At 55.5% G+C, this 20,435-nt stretch carries 13 protein-coding genes and 1 pseudogene; 1 reads left to right on the plus strand and 13 read right to left on the minus strand.

Features of this window, described 5'->3' with window-relative positions; translation table 11 throughout:
* Positions 1–20: 20 nt before the first annotated feature.
* The 7 genes and pseudogenes from CQ017_RS06875 to CQ017_RS06905 all read right to left on the minus strand — a co-directional run.
* Entirely contained in the window at positions 21–2,780 is a 2,760-nt protein-coding gene (locus CQ017_RS06875; RefSeq protein ID WP_105553103.1) for an N-6 DNA methylase, read from the minus strand.
* The gene (locus CQ017_RS06880; RefSeq protein ID WP_105553104.1) at positions 2,771–3,493 is read right to left on the minus strand and encodes a M48 family metallopeptidase; all 723 of its coding nucleotides are present in this window, start codon (positions 3,491–3,493) and stop codon (positions 2,771–2,773) included. Before CQ017_RS06880 ends, CQ017_RS06875 begins: the two co-directional genes overlap by 10 nt.
* The gene (locus tag CQ017_RS06885; RefSeq protein ID WP_105553105.1) at positions 3,480–6,578 is read right to left on the minus strand and encodes a type I restriction endonuclease subunit R; all 3,099 of its coding nucleotides are present in this window, start codon (positions 6,576–6,578) and stop codon (positions 3,480–3,482) included. Before CQ017_RS06885 ends, CQ017_RS06880 begins: the two co-directional genes overlap by 14 nt.
* Positions 6,575–7,519, minus strand: coding sequence for a GIY-YIG nuclease family protein (locus tag CQ017_RS06890; RefSeq protein WP_105553106.1), 945 nt, complete (start codon positions 7,517–7,519; stop codon positions 6,575–6,577). Before CQ017_RS06890 ends, CQ017_RS06885 begins: the two co-directional genes overlap by 4 nt.
* Complete coding sequence (locus CQ017_RS06895; protein WP_096254328.1) at positions 7,516–8,694, minus strand: restriction endonuclease subunit S; 1,179 nt, start codon at positions 8,692–8,694, stop codon at positions 7,516–7,518. The genes CQ017_RS06890 and CQ017_RS06895 overlap by 4 nt, the downstream gene beginning before the upstream one ends.
* Positions 8,691–11,171 (minus strand): type I restriction-modification system subunit M, encoded by a 2,481-nt coding sequence (locus tag CQ017_RS06900; RefSeq protein WP_105553107.1) that lies wholly within the window; start codon positions 11,169–11,171, stop codon positions 8,691–8,693. The genes CQ017_RS06895 and CQ017_RS06900 overlap by 4 nt, the downstream gene beginning before the upstream one ends.
* 701 nt (positions 11,172–11,872) lie before the next feature.
* Positions 11,873–12,649, minus strand: a pseudogene (locus CQ017_RS06905) (tRNA (adenosine(37)-N6)-threonylcarbamoyltransferase complex transferase subunit TsaD); the annotation flags it as partial.
* 159 nt (positions 12,650–12,808) lie between these two features.
* Between CQ017_RS06905 and CQ017_RS18550 the strand changes: the two are divergent.
* Positions 12,809–12,973: a hypothetical protein gene (locus tag CQ017_RS18550; protein ID WP_374954986.1), complete on the plus strand. Its 165-nt coding sequence runs from the start codon at positions 12,809–12,811 to the stop codon at positions 12,971–12,973.
* Positions 12,974–13,251: 278 nt separating this feature from the next.
* Here the strand turns inward: CQ017_RS18550 and CQ017_RS06910 are convergent, their stop codons facing one another.
* From CQ017_RS06910 to CQ017_RS06935, 6 genes are all read right to left on the minus strand, one after another.
* Positions 13,252–14,844 (minus strand): glycoside hydrolase family 32 protein, encoded by a 1,593-nt coding sequence (locus CQ017_RS06910; RefSeq protein WP_258133534.1) that lies wholly within the window; start codon positions 14,842–14,844, stop codon positions 13,252–13,254.
* Positions 14,841–15,788, minus strand: coding sequence for an ABC transporter ATP-binding protein (locus tag CQ017_RS06915; protein ID WP_105553109.1), 948 nt, complete (start codon positions 15,786–15,788; stop codon positions 14,841–14,843). Before CQ017_RS06915 ends, CQ017_RS06910 begins: the two co-directional genes overlap by 4 nt.
* Complete coding sequence (locus tag CQ017_RS06920; protein ID WP_105553110.1) at positions 15,785–16,702, minus strand: ABC transporter ATP-binding protein; 918 nt, start codon at positions 16,700–16,702, stop codon at positions 15,785–15,787. The genes CQ017_RS06915 and CQ017_RS06920 overlap by 4 nt, the downstream gene beginning before the upstream one ends.
* A complete protein-coding gene (locus tag CQ017_RS06925) occupies positions 16,699–17,673 on the minus strand; it encodes an ABC transporter permease (protein WP_105553111.1) in 975 nt (324 codons plus the stop codon). Before CQ017_RS06925 ends, CQ017_RS06920 begins: the two co-directional genes overlap by 4 nt.
* Positions 17,674–17,678: 5 nt before the next feature.
* Positions 17,679–18,656, minus strand: coding sequence for an ABC transporter permease (locus CQ017_RS06930; RefSeq protein WP_096256852.1), 978 nt, complete (start codon positions 18,654–18,656; stop codon positions 17,679–17,681).
* 72 nt (positions 18,657–18,728) lie between these two features.
* The gene (locus CQ017_RS06935) at positions 18,729–20,405 is read right to left on the minus strand and encodes an ABC transporter substrate-binding protein (RefSeq protein ID WP_105553112.1); all 1,677 of its coding nucleotides are present in this window, start codon (positions 20,403–20,405) and stop codon (positions 18,729–18,731) included.
* Between the last annotated feature and the right edge of the window lie 30 nt (positions 20,406–20,435).

Below are 20,435 nucleotides of genomic sequence, written 5' to 3' on the forward strand. Positions count from 1 at the left end.
TGAGTCCATCTGTGAGCATGTCAAAAGCCATGACCCACCCTTGGTTTTTGGAGCATTCCCGACAGGGAGCGGTGCTCGCCGGACGGCACGTGAAGGTCGCTGGCGTGAGACGACTGGTAGGAGACCATTCGCATGCCATCAGTATCAAATCTGTTGAAGAAGTAGGTTGCGTACTTGTCGGTTTCGGGGGCAGCTTCGAGTGCGATGAGCGGCAGAAGTAGAACGGGAATCGATCCGGTTCCGCCAACTAAGTACAAGAGTCCCTCATCCATCATCTGTGCAACTTCGACTTCGTCCAGTCGGAACGGAGTCTGAGGTCCGTGAAGCACTTCGACTTGTTGAATGTATATACCGTCACGGCGACGAGCACTCTTTGCTCGGACAAGCTGTAGTTTTCGCCACGCGAGTCCAACACTTTTTTGAAGCTGGGATAGGAGCCCCTCCATGTGATCTACCTGAGTCTTAATTTCACGTTGAGTGAGGGACCCAGAATGCCCCTTCCATTGGTTGCGCAGCGTACCGGCTTGTTCGAGTATGGAGATCGATTCGATGCTGAGGATGCGCTCCAGCGCGTTCGTGTCTGCGCCTGCAAACGCAAAGCTGACTTCCTGTCGATCATCGGGCGTTTCCGACATTAGGTCTCGTCGATACGCGGAGGCGAGTCTTTCGGTTATCTTAAGCCAGCTTCCGAATGATGCGCGCGCCGGGGTACCTCCATCACTGCGCACCAGCTCGTCGAGGAGATCCGCCCGTTCCGTGTTCTGCTCGCTGTCCGCCTTGAGTACCGATAGCAAGACAATCGCGAGATAAGCAGCGTACGCCTCCCAGACCAGAAAGATCTGGGCATGCCTTTCGGTGTCCGTATTCTTCGTTTCCATTGTCCAAAGCGCCCCAGCAAGGGGATACGGTAGATCTTGGGCCCAACGAACGGTGCCTTCATCTAGCAGAGGTTCGAACAGCGCCGAGATTTCTTCGGTACCCGAAAGGTTTGCCCAAACGGTCTCACGGCTGGAGTCAAGTAGGTTCTGTGTGCTTTCAAGCATCGCGTCGACTTTGGCAAGTGATCGCTGTATATCCAATGAAGGTATGGGGATCAGAACTTCATCTGCGAGGCGTAGTTGATTGGTTGGAGTGTTGGTGATGACACGTGCACTTGCATGTGGGTTGAGTCGGGCGAGTGCCCGTCGGACACTGGCGATGCCGTTATCGCTTTGCAACCAGCCATTCACATACTCAGGTAGTAAATTCTTGTCATCAATTTCGAATCGGATCTCTCGAGATTCATCTATCGCAGGCTGATCCACGGCAGTCTCTGCGACACCCGTTACCTTAATGCTTGGGTTGGATGGGATACTTGCACGCTTCTCGTTGAGATCAGCATGTATGCGGGTAACAAACTGCGACAGTCGTTTTTCGGGCCAAGAGATAGCGCGAGTAGCGCTTGTTGTCTTGGAGTTCCGTTCGAAGGCCGTGAGAGTATCGATTACCGTGGAAATATCGGCGGCGTCTCCGATCCGCGCCACTGTATGCTCGTCATATCGTGCGCTTATGAATGCGTCCAAGTCAGCATCGGATGGAATCTCGACAGGCCAAATAAGCCCGCAACGTCCCACGTTAATCTTGGTTCGGAAGAAATGAGCGCTTGGCACGGTTCGCGATATCGGCCCACTTTTTATGCTATGCACTGCAGCGCGAAGGTTGCTCGCTCCGTCCTCTGTTAAAGTCCTCTCTAGGAATCCACGGTGCCGTCCTCGTGAGAATTCAGTTCTGAGGTCAATCAGCTGCACCACGCCCGTACGGCGTGGCGTCTTGATGTTATTGATAACCAAGGCAAAACCGGGTGCATCGGTAGATGGTGCAAATGATCCTGCAGGAAGCGAAATAACGGCCTCCAGCAAATCTCTCTCAATGAGTTCGCGGCGTACATTGGCACTGTGATCCCGGAGGAGTGCCGACGCATGAACAAAGATAACCGCGCGACCGCCGCCCTGTTCAACATGTTTGAGCATCGAAACGATTCTGGAGATGAATAACCACGTGGAGTCTTGCGAGCTTGTCGGCATTCCGAGGGGGAAATCATTCAGATCCAGGCGCCCATTTTGACGATCCTGTGCGATCTGTGTAGGCCATCGGAGGCCAAACGGCGGTTGCGAGATGATTATGTCAAATTTTTTGTCTCCGAAGAGTGAGCCTTGAAGCGAATCCCCTGTGCGGATGTCGGCATTGACATCTGCAAAGTAGGAGTTGAGCCTTGCGAGAATGGTTGTTTCGGCGTTTATCTCTTGCCCAAATATCCTGACTTTACCTGCGTTTTTTGCGGCATGTTCCCCTACATGAAGTGCGAGACCGCCTGCGCCAAATGTCGGGTCAAGGATGTCGATCTCATCAGTTTCTTTGAGACGGTCTAGTCGCAAGGCCTCCGTGACGATGGTTGTGAGTGAATCCTTGGCAACAAGCTCACTGTATTGCTTCCCGCCTCCGAGCGGAGATTCAAGGATTCCTAGAAGGATTTTCCTGCCTGGAATCGCGTCGCAGTATTCAGCAAACGGACCAAATGAATCAGATACTTGTTTGGGAAGATTCTCTGCGATATTCGGTATTTCGAGTAGTTCTTCGGGAAGCGCTCGACCTGTCCGTTTAGAGCTCATTTGCGCAATCGCAAGGCCTATTTCTGAAACGGACAGGTTTCTATTCCCACGAAATTGGTCGGCGAGTGCCCAAAGGCTTTTGGCGTAGTTGCGCTCAATCTCGCTCTCGGGTCGGTATTTATCTACTGCCATGATTCATCCTTTAACGGTGCCGCATTAAGTTCGTCACGACGCGCTCGCCAATCCGGCAAAAAACCGTCCATCAACTCAGTGAATCTTTCGTTGTGATTTCGCTCGAGCAGGTGTGTCATTTCATGCACCACTATGTACTCAAGGCAGTTGGGATTCTTCTTGGCGAGCTCCAAGTTGAACCAGATATGTGCGCTTTCACGGTTGCATGAGCCCCATTTGGTCTTCATGCGGCGTACGGTCCACTTCGAGACACTGCGACCGACAATCGGCTCCCATTTAGCGATCAAAGCAGGGATCGCCTGCTTGAGCGCAGCCCTGTGCCACTCCTCCATTGCTTCTCGGCGCTGGTCGGCAGTGCAGTCTGCTGGCGCGATCATCGTCAGCTTATTGCCGCTGATGTCGATTCGTATTCGACCTGGCTCGTTTACGAGCTTCAGTCGGTACCGCTGACCCCATACGTAGTGGGATTCCCCAGTGACCATTTCGCGTTCGCTCTGCCGCGTGGCACTGCGCAATTGTTCGCGTTGTTTCTTGATCCAGGGCAGGCGCTGCACGACAGCGAGGCGAATCGCGTCGTCGTCCAGGCGATCCGGGGCGGCGACACGCACACGGCCAAGAGGAGGGTAGACGGCAATGTGCAGGTTCTTGATGTGTTTGTAGACCACATCAATATCAATTCCTGAGACCGTCATGTAGGCACTAGCTGTACTCATTGCGAGCCTTCACTAGGTCAAAGAGTTCGTTGAAGCGATCGAAATCAGCGGGGAGGACCCGTCGAATTGCGCGTGCAACTTCTTTCTCTTTGAACTTATTGCCAACCCAATCGTGTGGCTTGCTCGTCATGATCGCGGTATCCACCTTGATCGGTGTTTCCGGATCAGTCCACTCGAAGTCATAAATAGCTCGCTGTGCGCCATTCGTAGCCCAAGCAGGGTAGACGGTGTCTGACTCTTTTGAGCCAACTTTCTGAGCGTGCGCGATCAACTGTTCCAAGTATGTCTTGTAATCGAGGGCTCCCTGGCGGCGCTGTTCAATGATCGCATCCAGCAGGCTCGACATGCTCTCGTAGTACTTCGGATTCATCGCGTTTTCATCGATGATGACCTTGCGGATGTTGTTCGCAATGGTTTCGGCAACAGCCTCGGGATCCTTCTTGATCCCTGGCGGCAGTTTGTCGATGGCTCCCGCGCCTTCGCGAACGATCAGATCGACAAGACCGACATTCGCGAAGTCTGCAACCATTTCTGATCCGTCAGCGTGGATGTAGGTATCGAGTAGGAATCGCATGCCGGCTTCGTACTGTTTGAAGTCGACGTTTTCGCCTGCGCCTAGTTTCACCTCGTCACGCACGGAAGTGTAGTGGGTGATTTCCTTGCTGATTGCAGCGGCCTCAGCTTCTGAGAACCCAGCTTCGGTCATGTCATTGGCAATTGCCGCGTAGGATCGCGTCAGGCCAGCCACTGACTTGTAGAGCTCTACGCGTTTGGCTTCGTTGCGCTTGATCTGGTCGGCATTTCCGTGATCAACGGCGCAGAAATAGTGCTGGTACTGAAGGGTTCCCCGAGGCGGTTCAACCGCTTCGCACAATGCACGGATACGCTCAAGCGCCTCATCGAGATCCTCACGCGCGAGCTGGACCCGGTCCTTGAGCAGTCCTTCGATGTCCTTCTTCTCGTACCCGTCCAGCGCACCATTCGTATAGTCGGTGATAGCGTCCTCAAGGGAATTGAAGAGATCTTGGTAGTCAACGATGTAGCCGTAGTCCTTGTCGTCGCCGTCCAGGCGATTGACGCGGCAGATGGCCTGGAAAAGGCCGTGGTCGCGCATCGACTTGTCGATGTACAAGTAGGTCGCCGCCGGTGCGTCAAAGCCCGTCAGGAGCTTGTCAACGACAATCAGGAGGCGCATCTGGCCCGGTTCCTTGATGAACCGTTCCTTGACGTCCTTTTCGAACTGCTCAACCTTCGTCATGGCATGGTCGGCAGGCTCATCAAAGTGATCGGCAAGCATCTGGCGATAAATTTCATACTGGCGCAATTTTTCGGTGGCGCCGTGGCCCGAGTCTTCTTTGGAGATATCACCGGCTTGCGGTGCATAGCTGGTGACGATGGCGCATTTGCCCTTGAATCCGGCTTGGCAGAACATCTCGTAGAACTTGCAGGCTTGGTAAATGCTGGCGCTGACGAGCATGGCGTTGCCGCGCATGTCCATCAGTCGTGGTTTGGTTTCCATGTCCAGCAGAATGTCGTTGACGATCTGCTTCGAACGCTGCTCGGAGCTAACCACTTTTTGCATGGTGCCCCAGCGCTTCTTCAGCTCCGCCTTAGACAGATCAGTCATGCCTTTGGTTTTGGCATCGAACCATTGATCGACCTTGGCCGGAGATGTCAGATCCTGGTCAATGTTGCGGGCTTCGTAGCGCAGGTCGAGCACGACGCCGTCCAGCACGGCTTCATTGAACTTATACGTGTGAATAAAGCTGCCAAACGTTTCAATGCTGGTTGCTTTGTCAGCCTTGAGTAGCGGCGTACCTGTGAAACCAATGAACATGGCCCCAGGGAGCAGTTGCTTCATGGCTCGGTGCATCTTGCCAGACTGGGTGCGGTGGGCTTCATCAACAAAGACGAAGAAATTTCCCTTGGCAGAAAAGCCAGCCGGAATCTTGGAGTTGAGTTCAGCGATAAATTCACCGTCGGCGTCATTCTGAGTGGCTTCGTCGTCTCCGCTGCGGAACTTATGAACCAGGGAACCGATGAGCCACGGTTCGTGCCGGTTGAGAGCACCCATCAGATCAGCGCCCGACGTAGTCCTGTAGATGTCTTCGTTGACACCGTTGAAGACCTTCTTGATCTGGTCGTCAAGCTCGGTGCGGTCGGTGATGATCAGAACACGCGCCTGGCTGTCGCCGACGGTCTGGTGCTCACGAATCCACTTCGCCAACCACACCATGGTCAGAGACTTGCCCGAGCCCTGGGTATGCCAGATGATGCCGCCCTCGTGCTTGGCAATCCGTTCCTGGGCGGCTTTGACACCAAAGAACTGGTTGTGGCGGCAAGTCTTTTTTACGCCGGAGTCAAAAACCATGAAGTCATGGATGATCTCCAGGAACCGATCTTTCGAACACATCTGAACCAATGCACGGTCCAGCGGCTCTTCAATTTCTGAGAGCTCTTTCCATTCCAGCCAGTATTTTTCGGGAGTGTCGATCACGCTATAGCGCAGACCTTCGACATCGTTGCCCGCCATGACCAGCTGGACGGTCGTGAAGAACGGGCGAATGAAGTCCTTCTTCTGGTTGCCGATGTTTTGGCGGATTCCTTCCGAGACGGCCACCTTGGAGCGCTTAAGCTCGATCACGCCCATAGCCAGACCGTTGACGTACAGCACGACATCGGGCCGTTTAGTGTGTTCGCCCTTGATGGAGACTTCCTCAGCCACGACGAAATGATTGGCTTGGGGATCACTCCAATCGATCAGCCAGACGGTTTCGGTATTTTCACCAATACCAGGCTTCACCTTTACGCCGTATCGCAGCATGTCGTAGACATCGCGGTTGGCTTCATACAGGTTTCGCCCGCCACCCAATGATGCGTTTTTCTTGAGCTGATCGACTGCCTTGTTGATCAGGTTGTCGTCATAGCCACGAGCCCGGAGGTTCTGCTCCAGCGTATCGGTTTCGATGTGGGAGTTACCTTCACGGTATTCCCAATTGCCCCCGTACTCATAGCCAAGTTCCTCGAGGAACAGCTTCACTACGCGATTTTGTGTACTACGTTCAATCTGACCAACTGTACTCATGATGCATCTCCCCCAAGATCTTGTTCTATTTCTTGAGTCTGCCAACGTCCGAAGCTCACGCCCGAGACAGCAACCTTCCATTCGTTCCGACCATTCGCACTACGCCCAGTCACCACTGCAGCCGCCGCAGACGGCGAAGCAAACACGTGGTTCCTCGTGAATTGGGCAACGGTGCCGGATACCGAAATTTCGATGGTGCCGTCTTGCTCAAGCTTTTCTCGGAGGCTCTTGTAGCCGTCGTCAACACCGTTCCAAGAATTTCGGGCGGTTGAACCCTCAAGCACGATGAACTCGCCATCTATTTCTTGCGCCGTGGCAACGAAGCCGTGCTTCTTCGATCGCAATTCAAAAACAGGCGACACCGATTCTTTCACCACTTCGCCACCCGACGATGCGTCTTTAGATTCAGTGACCATCGTGGTGTTGCGGAATAGATTCACACCCAAGACTGGCAATGCGATCTTGGCCTGCGCAATGAAGTACTCCATATCAGAAATATCAGATTCTGGTAGGGGAAGCGGTGCCGGTGCCGTCCCATTGATGAGGCGTGTGCGGTTGGCTTTCTGTGCAAGCGATATAAATCGTGATTCAAGGTAGCGGGCATGCGCTTTGGTGAGGTTCGCGTCCTTGCTTGTTAGCAAGATCGCCCGATCCCAGAAGTCTTTGCCGCCTTGTTCCTCGGAGCGTGAATGTTGGTACAGCCGCTTCGATACGTCGTCACCTTCACCAATGTAGGCAATAGTGCCACCCATGCTGTCTGGATCATCGCCGAGCAGAATATAGATACCGGTACGGTTTGCTTCAGGGCGTTTCAATAGTGCACCAAGATCCGAACGTGGAGCAGCCACGACGTGACCAGTCCAGTTCATGATCTCGGCCGTCAGTAGGCCACCGGGCGTACCGTCAGCCAAAAACAGGCGAACAGACTTTCCAACACTCATGCGCCGGCCACCTCCGGCACTAGCCGTGTGCGACCAGTGAGCAGTTCTTGCATCATGCCTAATTTGATTGTGCTAACTTTCGCAAGGCGATCGCAAAGCGCGTTCATCTCCATCTCAGCATCGTCAAGGATCGCCACGATCGCACGCTGCTCATTGAGAGGCGGTAGCTGGATCAGGAAGTTTTTAAACGTTGGCAACCGGAGCGAATCAACGGTGGCTTTTACTGTGTTCTCCATAGCGTGAGCTCCAAAGAACTGACGCATAAAATAGTAGACAAATCTACCATCGGCGCCATCAAAGAAGTCGCTAATCTTGTATACGCGTTGATGCACCTCAAATTTACCGTCGATGTAATGGAAGATCGACCCTATGCCACCCTCGCCGGGAATGAGTATGGCTTCGCAATCGTAGGAATAGGTATCGATGTGCTCAACGGTCGCGGAACGGACGAAGAAAGGATATTTTCCCCCAGACCTTTTGTCTTGGTTGTTTCGCGATCCTGTCTTTATTCGTGCCAGCTCCCCAAGCCGTAATTCAGTCCATCGCTCGTTGAATCCGGGCAGTTGGGTCTTGCCGGTGAGGAGCTTCTGCATCAACCCCTGCTTGATCGCCTGCTTTTTGGCGATCAAACGCTGAAGAGTAACCTCCAGATCGTCAATATCGCCGAGGGCTTCTGCGATCGATCCCTGTTCGATCATGGAAGGTACCCAAAGTGAAAACTCGGAAAGATTATTGGCGCCTAGATTTGGCTGCGCAGCACCACCAGCCCACTTTTCAATCTGTTGGGTGCACAGTTCTGATGCCAGATACGCCGAAAGGAACGATGTAGTTACCTTTGATGGCTTGGGCCTAATTATGACGAGGGAACTTGCAATAGCTCCTTCTGGCATCGACTGCTCGACTACACCAAACTTACCAAGCGAACCGCGTAGACAGAACAGGATGTCACCATAGGCGTATTTTCCTGCGCCAAGGCGATCGAACTTTTCCTGTGTAATGTAGTTCATTCCCCGCATTGAGATGCGGCCGCTACGCAGGTGTCCAGCATTCACGAACGGAATCCCAATTTGGACGAATGTACCCGGTGATGGGTAGTTATTTCCTCGATCCCCATTCTCGAAACTACAGATTGAGCCCAGCGTTGAAAATTCCGGCTTTGCATCGTCAATTATCATTTGATACCCATTTTTGCCAGATGCCCGGCCACTTTCGCAGTTAACTCCTGCAACTCAATCTCAAGATCGCCGACCTTCTCGTCGTACCGATCACCGAGTTCCTTAATACGAGAAACGAGATTGTGTGTTAGCTTCGTAATTTCACCGTCAATGCCGCCAGCGATCGACCTCTGCCATTTTTCTTCGAGGACGAGCTCCTTAACATCCGGCTCAGTGAGCTTGCCGTATTGCGCGACGACAGAACCGTCCAGCTTGGATTTAGCGTCCTTGGCGAGCTTCTTGGCCGCCGATTCACCGTTGTAGAGCTTGATGAGATGTTCGAGGGCTTTGATCTCCTCTGGGTCGCCGTGTTCGCGTTTGGATTCTTTGAGTCGTGCAGAGGCGAGAGCCTTAGTGATTTTTCCATCGTCCATGGCCTCTGCGAGAAGGCCTTCTTCCACGGCGTGCTCTTCGCTGTATTCCGCGATCTGGCGAGCAGCGTCGTCTGCGATGGCAGTCAGCTGGTCAATGTAGGCTTGATCCTCCGTGAAATACCGATTCACGATCAGCGCGGGCGGAATCAAGTCCATCTTGTACTTGGTGGCCGACCGGCCAGTTCCGACAATGAGATCCGGAATCTCCGAGATCTTCCGGTCCTTATCTTCGATAGTTTTGCGCGGCTTGGCTGCATTCAGCCAGCCTCCGTTCATGACTAAGAAGATGTCGTCGTGCATGATGGCATGCCAGTAAGACATGAATTGCTCATAGACGTCGTATTCGTCCAGAAGCGCCGTGCTCTTGAAGCGGGCGAGCAGATCATCGCCCAGTTCGGCGGCTAGATCGTTGGGCTTCAAGTTTTCATCAATCGCTTCCAACGCCGCACGGTGCGTAGAGTACCACGCCGCAAGCTTAACGCGGGTCTGCTCCGAGAAGTCAGCGAATTCGTCCGAATCCAGAATGGCCTGTTGTACGTCCGAGATGTCGACGGTCAGCTCACTGTATCCCTCGCGCCCAGTGTCCTTGAACAGTTGCTCTCGCAGTGACGGGAACGCGTCCCAACTGGCCCGCAGGGCATCTATATCGCGGTTCGGGATACCACCATGCAAATGTGCGTAGAGGTCCTGGACGTCTTCTGGTTCCGAAGAGTCGATGTAGCGCGGAATGTTGAGGTTGTAATTATTGGAGGCATTTCCAATCTCCGATAGCGGCACCATGCGCGAATAGCGCTCAACTTCCTGCTGCTTGTCGAAGATGTCGACGATCTTGTGCATGTCCTGGGATCGTAGGCGGTTTTTGTTCCCGTCTTTCAGGAAACTCTTGGAAGCGTCAACCATGAATACGCCAGTGCGCGCTTGGGCGTTTTCTTTGTCGAGCACAATGATGCAGGCAGGGATACCGGTGCCGTAGAACAGGTTCGCAGGTAGACCGATAATCCCCTTGATAAAGCCACGCTTGAGCAGCTGCGTACGAATCCCGGCTTCTTTGCCTCCGCGGAAGAGAACGCCGTGGGGAAGAATGACGGCAGCTTTGCCGGTGCTCTTCATGGATTTGAGGATGTGTAGCAGGAACGCGTAGTCGCCGTTCTTTTCCGGCGGCATACCGTACTCGAATCGCCCGAATTCGTTTTCCAGCCCATTGCCCCAGGACTTGGTGGAGAATGGTGGATTCGCCACGATGAAGTCAAAGGTATCGAGAGAGTCACCTGTGGTGAACTGCGGACTCGTAATGGTGTCGCCCTTGCGGATGTCCGCGATCTCGTTGCCGTGCAGGATCATGTTCATTTTGGACAGTGCCCATGTGGCATTGTCCTTTTCCTGACCGTAAATTGTCAGGCCATTGCTCGATTCGGAAGCAACTTTGAGCAGCAGCGAACCTGAACCGCAAGTGGGGTCATAAACGGTTGCGGATCGCGGAGTGTCCGGGGTGACGTTGATCAGCTTTGCGATCACACGCGACACTTCGGCCGGGGTATAGAACTGCCCCTTGGATTTACCGGATTCGGTAGCAAAATGCCGCATCAGGTACTCGTAGGCGTCGCCCAGCAGGTCGTCACCTTCGGCCCGCGATCCACGGAAATCGAGATCCTGGAAGATGGTGATCAGCTTGGAGAGCCGGTCCTGCATCTCTTTGCCCTTGCCGAGTTTTTCTTCATCGTTGAAGTCGGCGAGGTCGATGACTTTCTGAAGGTCAGAGGCTTCGGCAAGCTTGGCGATGATCTTGTTGATCTTGTCGCCGATCTCCTTGTCGCCCTTGAGCGCAATCATGTCGTCAAACGATCCACCGGCCGGTACTTCGATCAGTGAGTCCGGGTCATTTTTGGATTTGTCCGATACGTACTTCACGAACAACATCGTCAGAATATAGTTCTTGTATTCGCTGGCATCCATGCCACCGCGCAGCTCATCGCAGCTCTTCCAGAGAGAGCTGTAGAGGTCGGATTTCTTTAGCGCCACTACGCGGCTCCCCTGTGTTGTTGCTGGATCGTTCGTCGTGCTCATTTTTGTATCCCCAAGGCATGGTTATGCCCAGGTTACTCTTAGTTTCAATCTACCCGGTACACACGACAAATATCGTTAAGTCGCTTCGGTTGCGGATTGCAACGGGTCGGAGCAAACTCACCCAAAGACCGTCAGCTACTCTCATTTCCAACACATTTGGACTATATTTCAAAGGTAGAAGATTCTGCGCATAGCTCTTTTGCATCAACGAAGCGACTTTCTAAATTTGCTATTCCTCGATTGTCGTCAAAGCCTGTCGAATTCACCGCTACTGCAAAATCGCAATCCATGAACGCTCACAGCCAGAATCAATGAGTACTGTATCCCTGCACCGACGGCCGAACATTTACGACATGCTCGCCCTAGCATTCGTTCCACTCGGGGTTGCATTCCACTCTATCTTCCGACAGCTCCCCGAAATGGTGGCACATCCTTGGCAGATCAACCAATCGCGGCCATCAATGACTAACATAACTTTGCGACTTTTCATCAGGCACACTACACAGCCTGTTTCCGTGCTGTGCTTACGTTGTCCATAAATCAACACCACCGTCTCTCGGCTTCTGCATTTCATATACGGAACGTTTTAATGGCGCAACTAGACGCACGGGGCCTCGCAGAAGGAATAGCTCTGTGCCGGCAAATACTTCGGCACAGCAAATAACAATGCGTATGCTCAATCAACCGTTCGAAGTTCTCGATTACTCGTCTAATAAAAACCGAGTAACAGGCTGCGACGAATCAGTGGCAAAATCCAATCCGGAAGGCTCTGCGCCAGCAGCGACCAATTGAGCGCCCAGCGCCGCCACCATTCCCCCGTTATCCGTGCACAGCGAGAACGGCGGAACCACTAATGTGATGCCAGCCGAAGCGCAACGTGCGGCCAGTAGCTCTCGCAGTCGTGTCTTCGCTGCAACTCCCCCACCCAACAGCAAAGTCTTCAGGCCATGCTCCTTCATAGCGCGCACAGCCTTGGACGTAATCACGTCCACCACCGCTTCCTGGAAAGATGCGGAAATATCCGCTACCGGGATCGGCTCCCCCGCCGCTTCAAAATGCTCCACGCAGCGAGCCACGGCGGTCTTCAAACCGGAGAAGGAGAAATTGTTTCGGTGCTTGCCCGGTTCTTCGGCGGAGCCCACGAACTTCGGCAGCGACAGCCCGCAAGGGAAACGGAAGGCTTTCCTGTCCCCGTCCTTGGCTGCCTTGTCGATGGCCGGGCCTCCTGGGTATCCGAGGCCCAGCAGGCGGGCGGTCTTGTCATAGGCTTCGCCGGCCGCGTCATCGATGGTCGCACCGAGCAGCTGCACGTCGTTGGTCAGCGAGGTGATCTTCAGGATTTCGGTGTGGCCACCGGAGACCAGCAGCGCGCCGAAGGTCGGTGGAAGCATGGTATCTTCAAGGACCCCGACACCCACGTGCGCCACCAAGTGGTTGATGCCGTACAGCGGCTTGAAGGTAGCCAATTCTGGACTTTTTTCGTTTCCCCGTTCTTCACGCCAGCTGCTATCAAAATCTATGCTGCGATTGCCGGCTGGGAAATGAGCGTTACCCATAACGGAGAACCACTAGTTCCTGCAACAACCACGGACTTGGCTTGGGGTCGTGGATGAGATCTTGTTGTATCTTAGGGATTCATGACCCTTCAACCCGGTGATGTCATTCTTACTGGCTTCCCCACGCAATGCCGTCGGCTCACCCATGGTAACGAATTCCGTTTCCCAGTGCAGGGTAATGGAGAACTGAAAAATCCGGTAATCGCAACGAAAAAGCTTGCCTCACAAATGATCAACTGGGCATAAAATGGCTGATTCCTCTCGAACTATCCTGCCCAGGACTTCACCGAACTTAGTGGGACTCAGTTGAACCGCGACCTGATGCCAGCACTCGTCATGGCGGAAAAATTCCTCAGCGACATCCACAAATCCCCATCGCAGGTGATCGCACGACCGGCCGGATACTTCTATTTGTGCCAAGAAAAGTAGAGATAGCCCGGGGAAGCTTGCTTCCCCGGGCTATCTCCGGGTTTCGGGAACCGGCCTAGCGCTATACCGGTCTTGACCGAGCCCGCGACTAACTTCTATACGAAGGCCAACTTACGCACGGTGAGGTTCTTGTACGTTGCCGTCCCACCCGAAACGAACAATTTGATCCCGGAATCCGAAGCCAGCGGGAATACCCGGTGCGAGTGGACGATCCTGCCATCCCCCAAGAACACCTCGACGCTGGAACGGTCCACCAAGATACGCACCTTGAGGCGTCCGCTTGGCGCCTCTAATGGGCTCTTGGTTTCGCTCTTATCCCCGGGGTGGAAGCTCGGCTTGCGGTTCACGTAGGCGAACCCTCCGGCCAGATAGATTCCGGTGGCCACGTGACGTGTGCCGGTTTTTGCCCGGCACAGCTCAAATCCCACGTTCTCCGGCGGGTTGGCCGGATCCCAGCTCAATTCGCATTCCAGCTCGTAGGCGCTGCTCGAGAAATCCAGGACTTGGTCCCCGGATACCGCCGGGCTGCCTAACCTTTTCGCCGGACCGGCCAGCTTGTCCAACTGCTTTACTGGAACCGAGGCGAGGTAGTAGCCTTCAGCACCGGCGATCATCCGCACCTCGCGCACAATCATGTCATCACCGTTGTAGCCATCAGTGGCCATGCTCGGGGCATTGTGTGGGTAATCCCAGAAGTTGTTCCACCCAATGACACGGCGCAGTTTGGGATTTTCACTCCCGTCGGCACGATGGTCCGGATAGGTCACCCCACCATAGAAGTCAAAGCCCCAGTCAAGCCATTGCGGATCATCGTCCTTCGTGGTGAAGGCCTTTCCATCAAAGTCGCCCACCCAGTATGCGTAGGTTGCGGGCAGATCATGTGGCTTGCCATTGGCGCTGGTGCCAAGCACCCATTGTTTGGTTCCGTCAGAAGCCTGGATCTGGAACAGGTCCGGGCATTCGAGGGTGCCCAAGGTGGTGCGCACAAATTCGCTGGTTCTTTTCCACCGCTTCAGGTTCACCGAGGTATACAACCCGATGCGGTCCCCCTCAGCATTAAGCATGACCCACTGTGAGCTTTGCTCATGCCAGATGATCTTCGGGTCTCGGAAGGCTTCCACGCCTGGGTTAGCCAGTACCGGCTTGGTCCCACCGGGCTTGAAGCTGCGTCCCTTATCGGTGGAGTACCAGAGGTACTGGGCTTGCACCCCGCCCGGCGCCTGGGTGACCAGAGCAATCAACGCGCCTTTCCCGTAGCCCGCGGTGTTCTTTTCGTCGATGGCAATCGAGCCGGACCAGCAATCCCCATTAGGACTTTCATGCTTGCTGATGGCTACGCCATGGTCGGTGAAGTTCACGTGGTCCGTGGTGGTCGCCAAACGCCAGCTCGTACCGGTGCCACCGAGAATGTAGTCCTCGTTGTAAAGGTAGTAATACAGGTATTCACCGTCCAGATACACCGGACGCTGCGGGTCATTCTTCCAATTATCCGGAACGCTGAAGTGATAACTGGGACGGTAGCTCATCGCAGCAGAAGCCTTCTTGTTATTTTTTCCCCGTTTTGATGGGGCCGCAACGGCCGCCCCAGCGCCTAGTCCGGTCAGAGTCAAGGCAGTGGCCGAGGCCATGGTGGCAACAATGCTTCGTCTGGACGGCCCGCCATGGGTCGTGTCTTTATTTGCGCTCATGTCATTTCGCTTTCGTCCGCCAGCACCCAGTGCTGGCTTGATTCATCGATAATGTGCTTTTGCAGGTTCGTACTGGTGGACCAGCGCTGGATTTGTTCGCGTAGGGCCGCACGCTTTGGTGCGTCGAGGCTAGCGTCTCGGTCAGGGTCTGGCACCGCACCCACGAGCAGCTGAGTATACGGATGGCTCGGGTTATCCAGCAGATGCACGGATTCTCCTGATTCCACGATTCGACCCTCGTTGAGCACGGCAATCCGGTCCGAGAGGTAACGGGCCGAGGCCAGATCGTGGGTGACGTACAAGATGGTGATCCCGTGCTCGTCACGCAGCTTATGCAGCAGGTTCAACACTCCAATGCGCACCGAGACGTCTAGCATTGAGGTCGGTTCGTCGGCCAGAATGATGCTCGGCTTGGCTGCCAGCACTCGGGCAATCGCGATGCGCTGACGCTGTCCGCCAGAGAGCTCGTGCGGGAAGGAGGAGAGCACATCCGGGCTGAGGCCCACGGTACTGACCAGCTTTGCCATTTCACTGCGCTTTGACTTAATTTCTGGCTGGTGCAGAGCCAAGGCACGTTCTAAGATATGCTCCACGCGGAAGGTAGGATTCAGCGAACCGAAGGGATCTTGGAAGACCATCTGCACTTCGCTGCGGTACTTGCGCACCGCTGCCCCCTTCAGCCCCGCAATATCTTTTCCATTAACTAGAACTTCACCGGAATCCGGAGTTTCAAGCAGAGCAAGACAACGGGCCAGCGTTGATTTGCCGGATCCCGACTCCCCCACCAGTGCCACGATTTCCCCACGTTGCATCTCCAGATCGATATCCCGCAAGGCCGGAATTTTCTTTCGACTAAACAGCGCGGAGCTGGTGAACGATTTGCTCAGCGAACGGATTCGCACGGCCGGACCCACTGCGGTCCGCTGGGTAGCAGTTGAAGTCATAGCAGTTCTCCTTGCGACAGCACAGGCTGATCCGAGGGAGCCACCCAATGGCCCTCGCCGGTGTCTTCCAGATCCTGGATGTTGGTGAATTTGGTGCCTTCGGCCAGCCCGGTGAGCTTAACCCGTGGGCCATGCAAAGGTGGGAAAGCTCCCAGCAGCGCTTGAGTATAGGGGTGCCGGGAACCATGGCGCAGCGTTGTTGCCGGAGCCAGCTCCACAATACGACCGCCATACATGATGCCAATACGGTCAGAGAGTTCAAGCATCAACGACATGTCATGGGTGATGAACAAAATCGCGAAGCCGAGTTCTTTTTGCAGTTCACGGATCTGCTCCAAGATCTCCTGTTGCACCACCACATCTAGCGCAGTAGTAGGTTCGTCAAGGATCAACAGCCGCGGATTCAAAGCGCAGGCCATGGCAATAACAATGCGTTGGCGCTGGCCTCCGGAAAGCTGGTGCGGGTACGCGCGCAACCGTACCGGATCGATGCGCACCATCTTAAGCAGTTCGTGGGCACGGTGCAGCGCTGCCGCCCGGGTACCGCCACGGTGGGTGCGGATCACGTCGATGAATTGCTCACCGATACGGGTGACCGGATTCAGGGAGTTCATGGCCGACTGGAACACCATGGCCACGTTATTCCAACGCCAAGCACGCAATGCTGCCTCATCCATGCCCAACACGTCCGTGCCGTCAAAGAGGACTTTGCCGTTGCTGATCCGGGCAGGGTCCTTGAGCAGACGCATGATCGAGTTCGCGATCGTGGACTTGCCACAGCCTGACTCTCCGGCGAGGCCAAAGATTTCACCGGAATGGATGGTGAAGCTGACCCGGTCCGCACCGCGGACCGCACGCTCGTCGCTGACGTATTCGACGGTCAGGTCCTGAACTTCCAATACCGGGACGCTCATTTTTCTTCCTTTCGCGCCACGGTGGTCGCCGCGGTGCTCTTCGTTGCATGCTTAGGCCGGCGCAGGCGCGGGTTGGTAATCTCATCTACCGCGTAGTTGCACAACGCCAAGGCGAAGGCCACCAACGCAATAGCCAGACCCGATGGAACAAAAATCCACCACTGGCCGAGCATCAGCGAACCATCGCTGGTAGCCCAGAACAGGTTGGTGCCCCAGGAGAGCGTGTTTACGTCTCCCAGACCCAGGAATTCGAGCCCGGCCTGGGCACCAATGGAACCGATAATGCAGCCCAGCAGGGTGGTCATGACCACCGAGGCCATATTCGGCAGAATCTCGCGCACCATAATGCGCAGTGGACGTTCACCGGAGACCTGGGCGGCCGCCACATAATCTTTGCCCCGAATGGACATGGCTTGAGAACGCATGACGCGGGCACTGCCGGCCCAACCGGTAATCACCAGCACCACGATCACCGTTCCAAGGCCCGGCGGCATGAATGCTGCCAGGATGACCAACAACGGCAGACCCGGAACCAGCAGGAACACGTTGGTCACCAGCGAGAGCGCTTCGTCCAGGCCACGGCCGAAGTACGCGCCGCTCAAACCGATCAGCACGCCGATCACGGTGGACAAGATCCCAGCGGCAAAGCCGACAAATAGCGAGGAGCGCGCGCCCCACAAGGTCAAGCCGAGGACGTCTTGTCCCTTAGTGGTCGTGCCCAGCCAGTGTTCCAGACTCGGAGCGGCGGCACCGGCAGAGGTGATGCGTGCCGGATCTCCCGGGAAGAATACCGGGGCCAGCAGCGCCAGCGCAATGAACACTACAATGATGCTCAGCCCGGCCACCGCCTTGCCGTTGCGCAGCAAGGTACGCAGCAGGCGTGTGGCACCTAGTCGAGCGCGAGCCGTGGAGCTTTCTGCCGCCGGGTCCTCGGGAGTCAAGGTCACGGAATCTATGGTTATCTGGCTCATGAGGTTCAGCCCTTCCGCACACGAGGGTCAAGTCGGACGTAGACCAGGTCTACAAGGAAGTTCGCGATCAGCACCGCGGCGGTAATGGTCAAGAACATGCCCTGCATCAATGGGTAGTCAAGGCCTTGGACTGCGGCGAGCAGCTGGTAGCCAACGCCCGGGTAGGCGAACACTACTTCGGTGAGCAAGGCTCCACCGACGATAAACCCGATGCTCATGCCCATGCTTGTCACTGAAGGGAGCATTGCATTGCGTGCCGCATAGTTCAGCATGATGCGGTGCGGGCGCAGGCCCTTGGCCTCGGCCATCAGGATGTAATCCTCGGAGTTGGTTGCGATCATGGTGTTGCGCATGCCCAGCATCCAGCCGCCCAAGGACACCAGCACAATGGTTAGTGCCGGCAGGAACAGGTGGGCTGCCACATCCAAAATGAATTCAAGGTTGAATCCGGGGACCAGACCCACGGAGAAGGCGTGGCGCATCGGAGCGACACCCATATTGATGCCAAAGATGTACAGCGCACCCATGGCGAGCCAGAAGTACGGGAAGGAACCGATGAATACCAGCAGTGGCGGAGCCACCGAATCCAGGAAACCGCCACGGCGCCAGGCCGCCAGGATACCCAGCAGGTTACCGAGGATCACCGCGATCACCAATGAGGTGATACCGAGCAGCAGGGTCCAAGGCAGCTGAGAGGCGATAACTTCGGAGACTGGCGTGGGGAAACGGGAAATCGACATACCGAAATCGCCGGTGAGGATGCGGCCAAGGTAGCTGAAGTATTCGGGGATAAGCGGGCCGCCGTCTACGCCCATCATGGTGCGTAGCGCGTCGACCTGCTGTGGTTCGAGGCGTTGCTGCGAACGGGAAAGCATGCGGGTGACCGGGTCACCGGGCATCAGTCGCGGCAGCAGAAAGTTTAGGGTGATGGACGCCCAGAAGGCTAGCAGGTAAAAGCCCAGACGCCGGAAGAGGAAGCTCATAATATGTGTCCTTCACGAAAGATCGCGTCGTGGTGGGCAGCCAGAGGCCGCCCACCACGTGGGAGCTTGATGCTATTTCGCGGGTTCTAGGTTGGTGAGCACCAGCACGGTGGTCGGTGCGCGGTTGCTCAGAGTCGCGTAAGGGTTTTCCTCGGTGGGCCAACCAACAAAGTTCTCGGTGGTGTAGGCACCCCACTCCGGGCCAGGGAACAACGGCACAACCGGAGCTAGTTCGCTATACAGCGACTGCAAGTCATTGATGACCTGCTTCTGCTCGCCTTCATCACCGGTAGCAACAAACTTGTTCAGCAGGTCATCTGCTTTTTTATCGCTGAAGCGGTGGTAGTTGTCAAAGGTCTGCTTGCCGACCGGCTTGACGTTCTCGCTTCCCATGAGGTTCAGGTAGTACTGATACGGGGTCGGAGCATTAGCAGTCCAGACGATGCCGGTATCAAATTCACCGGTCTCATAGGCTGCGGTCACCGCGGCCCAGTCAGGAGAATCAACGGTGGCCTTAATGCCCACGTCCTGAAGGTTCTGCGCGATAATGTTTGCTACCGACAGCCAGTCAGTGGAGCTTGAACCCACGGAGATGTCGAAGGTGAAAGGTTTACCCTCTGGGGTGGTGCGCTGTCCTTGGGCGTTTTCCTTGTAGCCAGCTTCATCCAGCAACTTCTTGGCGCCTTCAAGATCGCGCTTGGTCCAGTCGCACTTCTCTACGACCGAGGCATCACGCCACTTGTCGTAGTTGCCCGACAGTCCGGTGCAGTCGGCCGGAACGGTGTAGTCACTCATGCCAACCTTGACCGCCTGTTCACGGTCAACGGCCATGCTTAGTGCTTTGCGCACCCGCACGTCGGAGAATTCTTCCTTGGTGGTATTCAGCTGCCAATTGATCTCGGAGCCTGTCGTTGGGAACCAGTAGTGGCGGTGTTCTGGGTCTTTGTCGACATAGGTGGTCTGGATGTCCGGCATGTAGGTCTGAGTCCAGTCGACATCGCCGGAGATGGCGGCCAGGTTGGCACCGTCGTTGCCGGCGAAGGCAAGCATCCGGATGCCGCCAAGCTTCTGCTTCTCGGGCTGCCAGTAGTTCGGGTTCTTTTGCAGCTCGAAGGACTGGGCCTGGAAGTTGGCGATCTCGGTGTATGGGCCGGTGCCGACCGGGGTCGGGTTCTCTTCGTTGCCTGGCTTGTCGAACTTGGACCAGATGTGCGCAGGCACGATGACCTGTTGCCCCAATTCGTACAGTGCCGGGGCGAAGGCCTTCTTGAAGGTGAACTGAACGGTGGTCTTATCCGGGGTCTTGATGGACTTCAGGTAGTCGTAGCCGCCGAGCAGTTCCTTCTGCAGTTCCACCGAAAGCTTCACGTCCTCGGAGGTCAGCTCGGTGCCGTCGGAGAACTTGACTCCTGGACGCAAAGTGAAGGTCAGCGACTTGCCATCCTTGCCCGCTTCCCATTCGGTGGCCAGCCAAGGTACCGTGTCGCCGCCGGCAGGGTTGTAAACCAGCATGGACTCGTAGATGGACTGGCCGGTCATTGGCGCGGCGTTGGGCGAGAACGGGTTGAAATTCTTGGAGAAGGTACCCATGTCTTCACGCGGGATGGTGAGGAACGCTGAGCTGGTTGTTGCTCCGTCAGCTTCGGTTCCGCCTGGATTTGATGCGACGCATCCGGTCAGCGCGAGCGCGCCTACCGCGGCGGTCGCAGCCACGGCAAGGTGCGCGCGGCGTAAGTATTTGACTATCATGGAAGTTCCTCATCCATTCATGTGATGTGT

The organism is Arthrobacter sp. MYb224 (assembly GCF_002975455.1).
GTDB lineage: Bacteria > Actinomycetota > Actinomycetes > Actinomycetales > Micrococcaceae > Glutamicibacter.